The sequence below is a fragment of the Actinacidiphila sp. DG2A-62 genome, from assembly GCF_035825295.1.
Lineage (GTDB): Bacteria > Actinomycetota > Actinomycetes > Streptomycetales > Streptomycetaceae > Actinacidiphila.
In genome coordinates, this window is the sequence record NZ_JAYMGI010000002.1 from 708,339 (window position 1) to 722,258 (window position 13,920).

General features: G+C 75.2%; 11 protein-coding genes and 1 pseudogene. 8 read left to right on the forward strand and 4 right to left on the reverse strand.

What is annotated here, in order from left to right:
- The first annotated feature begins 26 nt into the window (after positions 1 to 26).
- From VSR01_RS03510 to VSR01_RS03535, 6 genes are all read left to right on the forward strand, one after another.
- Positions 27 to 1,256 (forward strand): beta-ketoacyl-[acyl-carrier-protein] synthase family protein, encoded by a 1,230-nt coding sequence (locus tag VSR01_RS03510; protein WP_326447814.1) that lies wholly within the window; start codon positions 27 to 29, stop codon positions 1,254 to 1,256.
- Positions 1,253 to 1,924 carry a hypothetical protein gene (locus VSR01_RS03515; protein WP_326447815.1) on the forward strand — a complete coding sequence of 224 codons (672 nt, stop codon included), beginning with the start codon at positions 1,253 to 1,255 and terminating at the stop codon, positions 1,922 to 1,924. The genes VSR01_RS03510 and VSR01_RS03515 overlap by 4 nt, the downstream gene beginning before the upstream one ends.
- Positions 1,921 to 3,693, forward strand: a complete 1,773-nt coding sequence (locus VSR01_RS03520) for a class I adenylate-forming enzyme family protein (protein WP_326447816.1) — start codon at positions 1,921 to 1,923, stop codon at positions 3,691 to 3,693. Before VSR01_RS03515 ends, VSR01_RS03520 begins: the two co-directional genes overlap by 4 nt.
- Before the next feature lie 82 nt (positions 3,694 to 3,775).
- Positions 3,776 to 4,420, forward strand: coding sequence for a hypothetical protein (locus VSR01_RS03525; protein WP_326447817.1), 645 nt, complete (start codon positions 3,776 to 3,778; stop codon positions 4,418 to 4,420).
- A gap of 24 nt (positions 4,421 to 4,444) precedes the next feature.
- Positions 4,445 to 5,359, forward strand: a complete 915-nt coding sequence (locus VSR01_RS03530) for an NAD-dependent epimerase/dehydratase family protein (RefSeq protein WP_326447818.1) — start codon at positions 4,445 to 4,447, stop codon at positions 5,357 to 5,359.
- Between the two features lie 378 nt (positions 5,360 to 5,737).
- The gene (locus VSR01_RS03535; protein ID WP_326447819.1) at positions 5,738 to 6,565 is read left to right on the forward strand and encodes an alpha/beta fold hydrolase; all 828 of its coding nucleotides are present in this window, start codon (positions 5,738 to 5,740) and stop codon (positions 6,563 to 6,565) included.
- A gap of 85 nt (positions 6,566 to 6,650) precedes the next feature.
- Here the strand turns inward: VSR01_RS03535 and VSR01_RS03540 are convergent, their stop codons facing one another.
- The 4 genes and pseudogenes from VSR01_RS03540 to VSR01_RS03555 all read right to left on the reverse strand — a co-directional run bounded on the left by VSR01_RS03540 (position 6,651) and on the right by VSR01_RS03555 (position 12,078).
- Entirely contained in the window at positions 6,651 to 7,235 is a 585-nt protein-coding gene (locus VSR01_RS03540; RefSeq protein WP_442785639.1) for a tetratricopeptide repeat protein, read from the reverse strand.
- A 45-nt stretch (positions 7,236 to 7,280) separates the two neighbouring features.
- A pseudogene (locus tag VSR01_RS37635) lies at positions 7,281 to 8,357 on the reverse strand (hypothetical protein); the annotation flags it as partial.
- A 397-nt stretch (positions 8,358 to 8,754) separates the two neighbouring features.
- Complete coding sequence (locus VSR01_RS03550) at positions 8,755 to 10,050, reverse strand: hypothetical protein (protein ID WP_326447821.1); 1,296 nt, start codon at positions 10,048 to 10,050, stop codon at positions 8,755 to 8,757.
- Between the two features lie 1,056 nt (positions 10,051 to 11,106).
- On the reverse strand, positions 11,107 to 12,078 hold the full coding sequence (locus tag VSR01_RS03555; RefSeq protein ID WP_326447822.1) for an oxidoreductase: 972 nt from the start codon (positions 12,076 to 12,078) through the stop codon (positions 11,107 to 11,109).
- Positions 12,079 to 12,225: 147 nt separating this feature from the next.
- Here VSR01_RS03555 and VSR01_RS03560 point away from each other — a divergent pair, with 147 nt between their 5' ends.
- Both VSR01_RS03560 and VSR01_RS03565 read left to right on the forward strand, forming a co-directional pair.
- Positions 12,226 to 13,044: a MurR/RpiR family transcriptional regulator gene (locus tag VSR01_RS03560; RefSeq protein ID WP_326447823.1), complete on the forward strand. Its 819-nt coding sequence runs from the start codon at positions 12,226 to 12,228 to the stop codon at positions 13,042 to 13,044.
- Positions 13,044 to 13,904, forward strand: a complete 861-nt coding sequence (locus VSR01_RS03565; protein WP_326447824.1) for an EamA family transporter — start codon at positions 13,044 to 13,046, stop codon at positions 13,902 to 13,904. The genes VSR01_RS03560 and VSR01_RS03565 overlap by 1 nt, the downstream gene beginning before the upstream one ends.
- Positions 13,905 to 13,920: the final 16 nt, after the last annotated feature.

The window sequence follows — 13,920 nt, forward strand, 5'->3', positions numbered from 1 at the left end:
TCGACACCGGCCCGTACCGCACCGGCGTGGCCGCGACCAGCGGTCCGGCAGCGCCGCTGCGGGAGGTGCTGGCCGAGACCGCCTGGGCGGCGGTGGCCATGGCCGGGCTGCCGGCGGGAGCGTCCGCCGCCGTCCTGGTCGGCACGGCGGGCGACTTCACCGGCCTGACCCGGTACTGGCGGGCCGCCGCCGCGGGCAGTGTGGTCGACGCGGCAGGCACAGTCGGCGCGGCAGGCAGAGTCGGCGCGGCAGGCAGAGTCGGCGCGGCGGACGGAGACATCCGGCGGGCCGCAGGCACGGGCGGCTTCGAGAGCGCGGGCGGCGTGGCGACGGCGTACCGCGTCGGGGCCGCGGGCGGCGCGGGCGTCGCGGGGAGCGCGCTCAGCGGCCCGGCGGGCGCGCTCGGCGTCGAGAGCGCGGGCGGCGTCGAGGACGCGGGCGGCGTCGCGGAGACCGTGCCGGCGTGGCAGGCCGCCGCGCTCGGGGAGGCGCTCGGCGTGAAGGGCCCGCGGATCGCGTTCACCAACGCGTGCGTCGCCTCCGCCACGGCGGTCGCGCACGGCTGCCGGCTGATCGCGTCCGGTCGCGCCAAGACCGTGGTCTGCGCCGGCGCGTATCTGGTGGAGGAGGAGAACCTGGCCAAGTTCGGCTCGGGGTTCGCGCTGTCGGGCGAGGGGACGATGCGGCCCTTCTCCGCCGACCGCAGCGGGCTGCTGCTCGGCGACGGCGCCGGCGCCGTGGTGCTGGAGTCGGCCGCCGGCGCGCGGCGCCGCGGCGCGCGGGCGCTGGCCGCGCTGACCGGGTGGGGCGCGGCCTCCGACGCCCACCACGTCGCGCGCCCGCACCCGCGGGGCGCGGGGCTGGCCGCCGCGGCCGCGCGGGCGCTGCGCGTCGCCGGCGGCCCGCGGGTCGACTACGTCAACGCGCACGGGACCGCGACCCGGCACAACGACCCCGCCGAGACGCTGGGGGTGCGCGCGGTCCTCGGCACGGGGGCGGACCGCGTGCCGGTCAGCTCGACCAAGAGCACCACCGGGCACCTGCTGGAGGCCTCCGGGGTGGTCGAGCTGGTGATCACCCTGCTCGCGGTGCGGGACGGCGTGCTGCCGCCGACCGCCGGCTTCACCGGTCCCGATCCGGCGTGCGATCTGGACTACGTGCCCAACCGGCCGCGCCGGGCGGACATCCGCACGGCGCTCTCCCTCAACGCCGCGTTCGGCGGCGCCAACACCGCGCTCGTCGTGGAGCGGGCATGATCGCCGCGGTGTCCGACGCGTCCGCGCCCCCGGTCCCGGGCTTCGTGGACTCCGCCTTCAGCCCGCTGGTGCACCAGGCCGTCACGCGCTGCCTGTCCGCCCGGCCGGGCGACGGCGCGCGGACCGCCCTCGTCCTGGGCAGTGCGATGGGCGACGCGACGACGCTGGACTCCGGCAGCCGGCTGCTCGTCGCCGGCCAGGTGCACAACGCGCTGCTGTTCATGCAGAGCACCGCCAACGCGGTCCTCGGCCGGATCAGCTGCGACTTCGGCGTCACCGGGCCGCTGCTGAGCCTGTCGGTCGACGGCGACCTCGCCGACGAGCTGCTTGATACGGCGGAACTGCTGCTGGCGGACGAGGAGGTGGAGCGGGTCGTCGTGGTCGGCGTCGAACTGGCCGCGACGGGGCGCGCCGCCGCGGCCCACCGCGGGCTCGGCACGCTCCCGCCGGCGGCGGACCGCGCGGTGGCGGTCCTGATCGAGCGCGGCGACCCACTGCCGCGCGCACCCCGCGACGCCGCCCGGACCGACGACACCCCGGCCGACGACGCCCCCGCCGACGACGCCCGGGACGGCCGCACCCCGCACCGCACCACCCCCGCACACGACTACGGCAACCTCCGCGGCCTGATGGACCTGGCCGCCCGAATCCAGGGGACGACGCAATGATCTCCAAGGAAGACCGCGCGCGGATCGCCGCCGACGCCGCCTTGGGCGCCGGGAACGTGATCCACCGGCTGAAGGCGTACGGCAGGCCGATGGACGAGCCGGCGCTGTGGACGGACCGCACCTGGCAGGCCCCGGACAGCACCCGCCCCGGCGTGCTGACCCTGGGCGAGCTGCACGAGGTCGTCGAGGCGTACGCGGGGTGGTACCACACGCGGGGCGTCGGGCCGCGCGACCCGGTGGCGATCCAGACGTACTCCAGCACCGAGTTCGCGATCAACTACCTCGCGCTCACCGCGCTGGGCGCGATCCCGTCCTTCGTCAACGGCAACCTGCGCCCGGAGACGGCCCGCGAGTACGTCCGCCGGCAGGGTGCGGTGGGCGCCTTCACCGACGAGGCCCACGCCGCCGTGCTGGGCGAGAACCGCGAGGAGCTGGGGCTCGCCTTCCACGCGACGGCGGCCGACGTGCACCCCGGCGACCGCGCACTGCTCCCGGCCGGCTACCCCTACCGCCACCACGCCACCGACCCGATCATCATCTCGCACTCCTCGGGCACGACCGGGATGCCCAAGGCCGTGCCGCACACCCACCAGACCCTGCTGTACGCGCAGTTGCACCGGCTGAAGCTGTCGGTCGGCACCGCGATGGGCCGGCTGCTGGTGGCGCTGCCCGGCTCGCACAACGCCGCGATCTCGGTCATGCTGTTCGGCCTGATGCTGCGCTCGCCGGTGATGATGCTGTCCAGCCAGCGCGGCGCGGATGTGCTGGACGCGATGGAGTCCTTCCGGCCCACGACGGTGTTCGCGTTCGCCGGCACCTACGGGGAGATGGCCGCGCACGACCTGTCGGCGCGCGACCTGTCCAGCGTGGAGGCCTGGTACAACACCGGCGACGCCGCGCACGAGGCGCACATCAGGGCGCTGATCGCCCAGGGCAGCCATATGACGGTCGGCCGGGACCTCCAGCGGCGGCGGGTGGCCGGCTCGGTCTTCACCGACGGCCTCGGCTCCTCCGAGACCGGCTACTCCCTCTTCCACAACGGGCACCGGCCCGGCCGCTCGTCCTTCTCCCGCTGCGTCGGCAAGCCGATGAGCTTCGCCGAGGCGGCCGTGCTGGCCGAGGACGGCACCGAGCTGCCGCCCGGCGAGGTGGGGCGGCTCGGCGTGCGCTCCCCCACGCTCACCCCCGGCTACTGGAACGACTCGCTGACCTTCCACCGGCTGCGGTTCGGCGGCTACTGGCTGACCGGCGACCTGTCCTACCGCGACGAGGAGGGCAACTTCTACCACCTGGACCGCGCGCCGGACGCGATCCGCACCGCCGCGGGCATCGTCTTCAGCACCCGCACCGAGGAGTTGCTGCTGCGCGAGCTGCCCGAGCTGGACGACTGCACGGTGGTCGCCGTCGCGCCGGAGGGCGTGCGCGCCGACTGGGACGGCGACGGCACCGCGGAGGCGTACGTGCTCCTCCAGGCCGGTGCGGACGCGCCGGACCGCGACGACGCCGCGTGGGCGCGGGAGGTGAACCGGGTGCTGGCGGCCGAGGGCTTCCCGCCGCTGGCCGGCGCGCTGCGGATGGACGCGGGCGACGTCGTCAAGGGCGCCACCGGCAAGGTGCTCAAGCGCGAGATGCGCAAGCGGTTCAGGGCCAGGGCGGCGGCGGGCGGCGGTCTCGCGGCGGCGGCCGGCGACGGCGACGCCGCAGCCGGCGGTGTCCGAGGTGTCGGCGGTGTCCGAGGTGTCGGCGGTGTCGGCGGGGCGGCGCGGTGACCGCGGCCGAGCGCACGCCCCCCGTCCCCGGCCGGCCGGGGCCCCGGCTCCGCCCGGCCGGGCCCACCCCCTGCCCCGCCCGATGGACGTCTACCGCCAGTGGTGGACGCACGACGCCCGCTGGTACCAGGGCGTGGCCCGGCGCTTCGGGCACGCGGCGGCCAACGAGATCAACGCCGAGGCGATGCGGTACGTGGCCGTCACGGTCGGCCGGCGGGTGGCCCGCGAGTTCGGCGGCCGGCCCCCGGCCGACCGTGAGGAGCTGCGCCGTCGCTACGACATGTGCTCGGAGTGGATGTTCCCCAGCGAGCTGCGGGACGGCGGCACCGCGGTCCTGCCCGGCGGCGAGATCGAGCTGGTGATGCGGAGGAACTTCGCCGTCACCATGGTCAGGATGGCCGGCTCGCTGGACGGCTACGCGTGCCCGTGCACCGACATCCACGCCGGCTGGTCGGAGGGGCTGGGCGTACGCCTGGTGCGCAACTGCTCGACCGCGTGCCTGCGCGACGGCGACCCGGCGTGCCGGCTGCTGATGGCCGTGGCGGACCCGGACGAGGCGGCGGACCCGGCCCCCGCGGAGCACCCGGGCCCGGCCGGCCTCGCGGGCGCCGCGGCGCCCGCTAACCTGGCCGTCCCCGCAGACCTGCCCGTCCCCGCGGACCCGGCGGCCCCCGCAGACCCGGCGGAGCCCACGGACCCGGTGGAGCCCGCCGGCCGAAGTCCCTGACGTTCCCGCGGAGAGGGAGTGACGATGCGCGTACTGCTCGCCGGGGCCACCGGCGTCGTCGGCCGGGCGCTGGCACCGCTGCTGCGCGAGCGCGGCCATCATGTGACGGCTATGGTCAGGTCGCCGGAGGCGGCGCCCGGACTGGACGTGGACGCGGTCGCGGTCGCCGACGCGCTGGACGGCGCGGCGGTGTCGGCGGCCGTCGTCCCGGCCCGGCCGGACGTGGTGGTCCACCAGCTGACCGCGCTGCGCGCCACGGGACCCGCCGCGTTCACCGACACCGCGCGACTGCGCACCGAGGGCACCCGCAATCTGGTCCGCGCGGCCCAGGAGTCCGGGGCGCGGCGGATGGTGGCGCAGAGCATCGCCTTCGCCACCGCGCCGCAGGGCCCGCGGGTGCTCGCCGAGGACGCCCCGCTCTACCTCGACGCGCCGGACCCGGACTGGGCGTTGACGGTACGGGCGGTCGCCGACCTGGAGCGCCAGGTCCTCGGGGCCGCGGGCCTGGACGGCGTCGTGCTCCGCTACGGAACCCTGTACGGGCCGGGGACGCTGTACGAGCCCGGTGGCCGGGTCGGCGCGGCGGTGGCCCGCGGCAGGCTGCCCCTGCCCCGGGACGCGGCGGGCGTCACGTCGTTCCTGCACGTCGAGGACGCGGCGCGGGCCGCGGCGGCGGCCGTCGACGCGGACGCCGGCGGGGTGGTCAACGTGGCGGACGACGACCCGGCCGAGGCCGCGGACTGGGTGCCCGGCTACGCACGGCTGCTCGGCGCGCCCCCGCCGCGCACGGTCCCGCCGGAGCTGGCCGGGCGCCTGCTCGGCTGGCTCCTGGCCCACCAGCTCACCGCGATGCGCGGAGCGGCCAACGACCGGGCCCGGCAGTCGCTGGGCTGGAAGCCGCTGACCCCCAGCTGGCGGACGGGCCTGGACCCTCGCTGAGCGGAGCGCCACCTGTCGCCGCGCGGGTAGCGTGACCATGTCCCCGGTGTCGTGGATCGCGTCGCGCGCCAGCGTCCTGACCGTCGGCTCCAGGCTGCCCGGGAACAGGTCCAGGTGGTCCGCCCTCGTCCACGTCCCGGTCGATGTGCCGCACCAGCGGCTCCGCGACCGGCCGGAGGACCTGACGCCGTCATCGTGCGTCTGGTTCTGCTTCACGCCGGGATGCGAGGGCGTGGTGGGTGCCTTCTACTGGGAGACGAGGACCGGCGCCGCGGACGGTAAGGCCCCCGCGGGAGTGAGGCGATCGCCCCCCCGAGACCCCGTGGACGGGCGGGCTCGTGTCCGGGCGTACCCCCACATCCGCGAAGGAGGAAGCGCATGCCGTACTGCACCACGCGTGACGGGGTCGAGATCTTCTACAAGGACTGGGGAAGCGGGCGCCCGGTCGTGTTCATCCACGGCTGGCCGCTGAACGGCGACGCCTGGCAGGACCAGCTCAAGGCCGTGGCCGACGCCGGATTCCGCGGCATCGCCCACGACCGCCGCGGACACGGCCGCTCCACCCCCGTCTGGGACGGCTACGACTGGGACACCTTCGCCGACGACCTCGACGACCTCGTCACGGGCCTGGACCTGCACGACGTCACGCTGGTGGCGCACTCGATGGGCGGCGGCGAACTCGCCCGTTACATCGGACGCCACGGAACCGGTCGGATCCGTTCCGCGGTCCTCCTGTCGGCCATCCCGCCGCTGATGCTCAAGGGCCCGGACAACCCCGACGGTGTCCCGCAGGAGGTCTTCGACCAGATCAAGGCCGGCATCGTCACCGAGCGCTCGCAGTTCTGGAAGGACACCGCGGTCGGCTTCTTCAGCGCCGACCGGTCGGGGACCAAGGCCACCCAGGGCAACAAGGACGCCTTCTGGCTGATGGCCATGCAGGAGACCATCGAGGGCGGCGTCGCCTGTGTGGACGCCTTCTCGAACACGGACTTCACCGAGGACCTGAAGAAGTTCGACGTCCCCACCCTGATCGTCCACGGCGACGACGACCAGGTGGTGCCCATCGACGCCACCGGCCGCAGGTCCGCGCGGATCATCCCCGACGCGACCTTGAAGGTCTACGAGGGCGGCTCGCACGGCATCGCGCTGGTGCCCGGGGACAAGGAAAAGTTCAACCGGGACCTGCTGGACTTCCTCCAGCGCTGACGCTGGGGCTCAGCGGACCGGACGTCGTACGGGCCGGCCGCCGCCCCCGTACGGCGGCGGCCGGCTCCGCCCGGTCCCGCGCGGGTCAGGCGAGCTCGGCCTGGAGGCACTGCGCAAGCCGCTCGGCGATCGCCTCCTGGTCGGCTCCGGGCAGTCGTGCGGCGCGCCGGTAGTCCGCGGCGGCGGCGCCGGGATCGCCCGCGGCCTGGTGGACGTAGCCGCGGTTGAACAGCAGGTCGGGGTCGTCGCCCGTGACGTCGATCGCCCGGGTGAGGTCGGCGAGCGCCGCGGGGTGGTCGCCGGTCTCGGCGTGCAGCACGGCCCGGTTGGCGAGCGCGGCGGCGTGCCGCGGATCGCCGTCCAGAGCCGCGTCGAAGGCCAGCCGCGCGGCGCCGAGATCGCCGTCCTCCATGGCCAGCAGGCCCTGGGCGCACAGCAGTTCCGGATCGCCGGGATGGATCGACAGGCCCTCGGCCACGCGGTGCGCCGCCTCCTCGGTCAGGCCCTCCTCGGTCAGCAGGGAGACGAGGTTGACCCGGGCCGGATGGTAGTCGGGCTCCAGCTCCAGGACGTACCGCAGGTCGGCGAGCGCGCCCTCGGCGTCGCCCGCGGTCCTGCGGGCGTCCGCGCGGTTGTAGTGCAGCTCGTGGATCGGCGGGGTGAGCGGCACAGCGCTGTCGTAGTCGGCCAGCGCCGCCGCCACATCGCCCCTGCGCAGGTGCAGCGCCGCCCGGTCGCACAGGTACTCGGGGTAGCCGGGGTCGACGGCCACCACTCCGTCGTAGTCCGCCAGCGCCTCGTCCAGCCGGCCGAGCGCGGTGTTGACCTGCGCCCGGTTGTGCAGCAGCACCGAGCGGTGCAACGCGCGGGCGCCGGGCGGCAGTTCGCGGTCCAGCCGGGCCAGCCCCTCGGTGACCAGCGACAGTGCCGTCTGGGCCGGCCCTCGCGCAGTTCCACCAGTGCCAGGCCGTTCTGCTGGAAGACGGTGTGGAAGGCGCGTTCCTCGGGATCGGCCAGCTGCGAGGCGATGGCGATCGCGTTGTTGACGTATTCCCGGGCCACCGCGGTGTCCAGGCGCTCCTGGGGGTGGGCGCGGGTGTAGAGCATGGAGATCGCGTAGGCGGAGACCATGTGCACCACCGGGTCGGTGAACCGCGCGCGCTGCTCGTGGTAGATGGCCTCGGCCTCGTCGGTGCGGCCCAGCGCGCCGAGCGCCTGCGCGGTCTTGCCGCTGGCGACGATGTACAGCCGCTCCTGGGTGAGCGGGTCGAAGGCGGCGCGGCCCTGCCGGCCCAGCTCGACGGTGGCCTCGTAGTAGCCCATCCGCAGGCAGTAGTCGGCCGCGGTCATCAGCGCCCGGCCCTCCTCGTCGCTGCGCGGGCCGGCCTGGCTGCGGTGGTACGCGATCGCGCCCAGGTGCAGCGTCCACTCGTCCCGGTCCTCCAGCTCCCGGGCCCGCGCCAGGTGCAGTGCGGCGCGCGTGTCGGGGTCGGCGGCGGCGTGGGCGGACTGCTCGGCCGGGTCGTCGCTGGTGCCGTCGGAGGCGACGTAGGCCCGCAGCAACTCCTCCGGGTCGCGCCCGCCCGGCTTCTCGGAGGCACGCGCCGCGGCCGGTAGGACGGTGGGCGCGGCGTACCGCTCCAGCGCCTCGGCCAGGGCCTCGGACCGGGGTGCGACGGCGCTGCCGACCACCACGCGAAGCGCGTCCGGCCGGGCCCGGCGCAGCAGGATCGCCACCAGCTCCTGGTCGGTGGGGTCGGCCTCGTCCAGGTCGTCGAGGAACAGCGTCCACGGCCCGCGATCGCGCGAGGCCGCGGCCCAGGCATTGAGGAACTCCGTGATGCCGTGCGCCAGGCGGCGGGTGCGCAGCGGCGAGTAGTAGCGGGTCCGCTCCGTCGGCGACGCGAGGGAGGTCAGCGTCCGCGGCGGGGCCGGCAACCGGTCGGTGAGCTCGGGCGCCACCGACAGGATCTCGATGACGTGCCGGGCGGGCAGCTCCGGCCGCGTGGCGAGCACGTCGGGCACGACGGCGCGCAGCAGGTTCCCGGCGGCGGTGTACGGGCCGCGCAGCCTGCGGTGGCCGGCGACGCGCGTGGTACGGCCGGGGTGCGCGGCGGCAGCGGCGGCAGCGCGGGAGGCGCGGTCGCCGCCGCGCAGCCAGGAGTGGGGCAACGCCGTTGCGGAGCTGGTCATGCGGGGTGTTCCTCTCTTATGACACGGCGGGTCGTCCTCCCCGAGCGCAGGAGGAACGGCACGGTGAACTGGGCGACGATCAGGACGGCGGAGCCGGTGGAATCCCAGAAGCGCGGCCCGGTGGGCTGCGTCCCGCTCAGGCCCTCGGCCATCCGCCGGCCGAACTCGAAGAGCGCGGGGCCGATGCCGAGCGCCGCCCACGCCAGCAGCAGCACCACTCCGGCGGCCATCGCCGGGGCGTACCAGCGGGCGACCGCGGTGTCCCGCGTGGGCCAGGCTCCGTCGCCGTCCTCCCGGCCGCGCCGCACGGGGGTGCGGCGCCCGGTGTCGGGGTCCGGCCGGTCGCGGCGCAGCCGGTCGTGCGGCAGGGCGCGGCGCAGCCGGGCCACCGCGGCGCCGTGCAGGTCGGTGCAGCCCAGCGCGGTGGAGACCATGTAGTAGAGGTCGGTGCGCAGGAAGAAGAAGAACTGCCAGGCCATCCGGAACAGGGTGGGGAAGGCGAAGGCCAGCGCCGCCCGGCCGGGCCAGGACAGGCCGCCGGAGGCGGCGTCAAGCGCGGCGCCCGTGGTGAGCGCGGAGAACAGCAGGCCGTCCGCGACGAGTCCGGCGGCGAAGGGGAGGTAGCGGCGGCGCGGCGGGACGGTCAGCAGTCCGTCGAGATGCGTCTCCAGGACCAGGAAGTACATCCGCCGGCCGACGGTCATCCGCGAGCCGACGCCGAGCCGGCGGGCCGCGAGCACGTGGAACAGCTCGTGCCACAGCAGCCCGGGGATCTGGCCGGCGAACAGCACGACCTGGGTGAGCAGCAGCGAGTCGGCGAGGAAGATCGCGTGGGGACGGGGCCGGGACTGCGGCTCCCGCACCATGGCCAGCGCGCAGGCGGCGGCGACGGCCGCGAAGAGCACCCAGGCGGGCGGCGAGAACAGCCACCGGCCGAGCCCGCGGTAGCGCACGTTCGCCGGTGTCGCGCCGCCGGGCCCGGTCGTCTTCGCCGCGGCGGCTCCCGCGCTCCCGCCGGCCCCTGCGGTGTCGGACTCCTCGCCCGGGGACCGGACGAAGCCGCAGTCGGCCAGCGTCTCCAGGAAGTCGGCGATGTCGACCTCCTCGCCGTAGGTCCCCTCGTACCAGCGGGCGGCCTCGCGGGTGTCCATGCCCTCGACGAGCCTCCGCAGCAGCTCGGCGCCGTCGGCCGGCAGGCTCACGTACGAGTCGATGTCGGGCCTGCCGACGGTGACCTCGCCGTGCTCGGCGACGAACGTCAGCCGGTGGAACTCAGGACGGGCCAATTCCACGAGATTCTCCCGAATGGAACCGGAGCCCGTGTGCGAGAGGGAACTCCCGCACCCGGGCCCGCGGCGGTGTACCTGCTCAGCAGAAAGGCCAGGTCCCGTACAGCGACGAAGCCGAGGTCAGCTTGACCGGGCCCTTCTGGCGAACGGAGATCTTCTTCATGACATCACCCCCTTTGCGGTCGGCCATCAGCTTAGGGACATCACCAGGCTTTCCGCACAGAGCGAAAATCGGCCATCGCGCCATCCGCTTTCCGCCGGCCTGCGGGACGCTGACGGAAAAAACACTGGCCGGCCACGTCAGTACGCTCTGCCGAAGCACGGGGGTCGCGGCAACTCTCGCCACACCTGTATCTGAGTTCACGGGAGCGCGCAATTTCCCAGTTGGCGGGCGAAGCATTCGGCGCACGGGATCGCCGCGTGCGCTCGGCCCCGCTTCTGCGCAATACGCGGGAACCGGCCAGCGTGACACGGAGGATGTGGCGGCTCCCGGACACACCGGCGCAGCCGCCGGTTCCGGCGGGCGGCTCGCCGCCTGCGGCGACGCGGGCGCGGAGACGGCCGCCGACGCACGACCGTGGCCGGAACCGGGGTTTGCCGCGGCCGGGCGTCCTCCGGGCCGGGCACGGAAAAGCACGATCGGAGATGTCCGCGGAGAAGCCGCGAAGAAATCTGCCGGGCGTGCGGTGCGGAAACCGCGCGCACCGCAGGACGTCCCTTTCCCGGGCGTCGCGGAACACGTCCGCGCGGTGACAATCCTGCCCCGGGAGAGCAGTCCGGAAGAACGCAGAGGGCTGCGCCCGGCGGCCGCACCGGCGGGCATTCACCCCGGACGGAAATCAGGCGCACGGGAGGGCGCACCGGGCGGGTCCGCGTCATCGGCTTTCGCGTCCGGCCGCGGCGAAAAGCGCGACATGGGCACCGCACGGGCGGCCTCAGACGGTGCGCGGAAAATCCGACGGCGGGAAAAGCGTCGGACGGCGGACGACCGGTGATCCGCCGTCCGAGAACGGTCGACGCGTCGGCACACCGGCACGTCACCGCACAGCCGGTGCGCGGTCAGCCGGGGCCTTCGCTCGCCGACGCGAGCAGCGGCACCACCACGTCGCTGACGGGCGTCGGGATGCCGTGGGCCCGGCCGCGGCGTGCCACCACGCCGTTGCGGATGTCCCATTCCAGCGGCAGGCCGGCCTCGCGGTCGGCGAGGATGGACGTTCCCAAGTCGGCCGGGTAGGCGAGGAATTCGTCGAGGATCCGCTGCGGCACCGCGTCGTCCAGCGCCGCGCCCTCGGCCCGGGCGACCCGGAGGCACTCGCGCAGGTAGTCCAGGGACAGCCGGCGGATGTCGGCGCGGTGGAACATCCCGGCCCGGCGGCCGGTGAGGGCCATCAGCCCGGCGAGCGCGTTCTGCAGCAGCTTGCGCCACGCCACGGAGGTGAAGTCCGCGGCCAGGTCGACCGAGCACCGGGTGCCGCGCAGCGCTTCGGCCACCACGCGGGCCGCGGGCACGTCCGGCACGGTCAGGCGGGGCTCGCCGCGCAGCCACACCGAGCCGTCGGGCCGGGCCTGCGCCGGGAACCACACGACGGAGGGCAGCACCGGGCGGCCGGGGGCGTGGGGCGCGACGGCCGACTCCTGCTCGACGCCGTTCTGCAGCACGCAGACGACCGTGTCCGCACCGCACAGGGCCGCCAACCACGGCGCCGCCGCGTCGACTTGCGTCGCCTTGACGGCGAGGAGAACGAGGTCGACCGTGCCCGCGGTCCGCGCCGGATCGGTCCGCACCGGGCCCGGCACGACGACCGAGCCCTCGGCGTCGCGCAGTTCGAGGTGGTCGCGAGCCGTACGGCCGCACAGCGTCGGTGTCCGGCCGGCCTCGTGCAGCGCCGCGGCGACCGTGGTGCCGATCGCCCCCGGGCCCACGACGGCGACGGTGGGACGCGCGGAGACCGCGGACGGAACCGGGGTGCCGAGCGGGAAGCCGGCCGTCTCGTCGGCCGGGGATGCGTGCGGAGTGTCGTTCTTGGCCATGGGCGCCATGTTACCGTGTTACACGTGACAGATGGCGATCGTAACACTGTTTCTCCGGATGCTCCGGGTGCTTTGGATGTTCCGAGTGTTCCGGATGTTCCGGGTGCTCCCCGCGGTGACGACCCGCTCACCCGCTGGCTGGGGAGCGTGCAGGCCCGCAGCGGCGATCTCGCGGCGAGCGAGGCCAAGGTGGTGGAACTCCTGCTCGCCGACCCGCTGTTCGTCGGCACCAGCACCACCGCGCAGGTGGCCGCGCGGGCCGGGGTGTCCGCGCCGAGCGTGGTCCGGGCGGCGCGGGCGATCGGGTTCAACGGCTTCACCGAGCTCAAGCTGGAGATCGCCCGTGCCCGCGGGACCACCGAGTTCTTCGCGCCCTCCGCGGCGCTCGCCGAGAACGCCCCGACCGCCGCCGTCCTGGAGACGTCCATCCGGGCCGGCGCCGACGCCCTGACCGCGCTCGGCGGCGCGTTGGACGCCGACGCGCTGGAGGCGGCGGTCGGCGCGGTGCGGGGAGCGGGCCAGGTGCTCGCCGTCGGCGCGGGCACCTCCGCGGCGGTGGCGGCGGACGCGGTGTTCCGCCTGCGGGCGCTCGGCGTGCGAACCTCCGGCATCGCGGACCACGAGTCGGCGATGATCGCGGCGCGGCTCCTCGGTCCCGGCGACGTCGTCCTCGCGGTCAGCTCGACGGGACGCACCTCGTCCACGGTCGCCGTCGCCGACGCCGCGAACGCCGCCGGAGCGACGCTGATCGCGATCACCAACCAGTACGGCACGCCGCTCGCGGTCCTCGCCGACATCGCCCTGGTGGTCGGCGGCGCGCCGCTGACCACGCAGATGGCCGCGGCGGGCAGCCGGCTGGCCCACCTGGTCGTGGTGGACGCGCTGGCCGCGGCCCTCGCCGTACGGGACCCGGACCGGCGCCGCCGGGCCGAGCACGCCGGCATCGACCTGCCCGACATCACCTGATGCCGCTGGGCACGACGGTCCTGGTCCTGATCGCCGCGGCCGCCCACGCGATATGGAACACCGTCTCGAAGTTCAAGCGCGGCGACACCGTGCTGTTCGTCTGGGCCTACACCTGCGCGGCGGCACTGCTGTGCGTCCCCCTCGGCGTCGTCCCGGTGGCCACCGGCGCGCAGCCGGTCGGTCGGCGGCTGGCGGTCGCCTCGGCGGTCTCGGCGGCGCTGCACCTGGTGTACTCGCTGACGCTGCAGACCGGTTACGACCGCTTCGAGCTGGGCGTGGTCTACCCGGTCGCGCGCGGGACCGGGCCCGTGCTGACGATGGCGGCCGCGATCGTCCTGCTGGGCGAGCGGCCCACCCGGGTCGCGGTGCTCGGCGCGGCCGTCGTCGTGGCCGGCATCGTCGTCGTGGCGGGCAACCCGCTGCGCGGCGGCGGGCGCCGTCCGCTGCGCGGGGTGCTCTGGGGCGCCGCGACCGGCGCGACGATCGCCGCGTACACCCTGTGGGACGGCTACGCGGTGTCGACCGCGGGCCTGTCCCCCGTCACGTACTTCACCGGGACGTTCCTGCTCCAGGGCCTGGTCCTGACCCCGCGGGCGCTGCGCCGCCGGGGCCGGGTGCGCGGCGCGCTGCGGACGGACGCGGCGCCGATCCTGACCGTCGCGGTGTTCTCCCCGCTGGCGTACATCCTCGTCCTGACCGCCATGCGCACCGCGCCCGTCGCCCTCGTCGCACCGCTGCGTGAGTCCTCCATCGTCCTCGGCTCCCTCCTCGCCTGGCGCCTCTTCCACGAAACCCACCTCGCGCGCCGCGTCGTCGGCGCGGTGATCGTGCTCGTGGGCATCGCGGCGATCAGCTGGTGACCCGCCGTGGGCCCAC

Excerpts from the sequence above, each read along its gene's own strand:
- VSR01_RS03565 (WP_326447824.1), top strand. The coding sequence starts at position 13,044 with ATGCCGCTGGGCACGACGGTCCTGGTCCTGATCGCCGCGGCCGCCCAC.
- VSR01_RS03525 (WP_326447817.1), top strand. The coding sequence starts at position 3,776 with ATGGACGTCTACCGCCAGTGGTGGACGCACGACGCCCGCTGGTACCAG.
- VSR01_RS03530 (WP_326447818.1), top strand. The coding sequence starts at position 4,445 with ATGCGCGTACTGCTCGCCGGGGCCACCGGCGTCGTCGGCCGGGCGCTG.
- VSR01_RS03520 (WP_326447816.1), top strand. The coding sequence starts at position 1,921 with ATGATCTCCAAGGAAGACCGCGCGCGGATCGCCGCCGACGCCGCCTTG.
- VSR01_RS03555 (WP_326447822.1), bottom strand. The coding sequence starts at position 12,078 with ATGGCCAAGAACGACACTCCGCACGCATCCCCGGCCGACGAGACGGCC.
- VSR01_RS03515 (WP_326447815.1), top strand. The coding sequence starts at position 1,253 with ATGATCGCCGCGGTGTCCGACGCGTCCGCGCCCCCGGTCCCGGGCTTC.
- VSR01_RS03535 (WP_326447819.1), top strand. The coding sequence starts at position 5,738 with ATGCCGTACTGCACCACGCGTGACGGGGTCGAGATCTTCTACAAGGAC.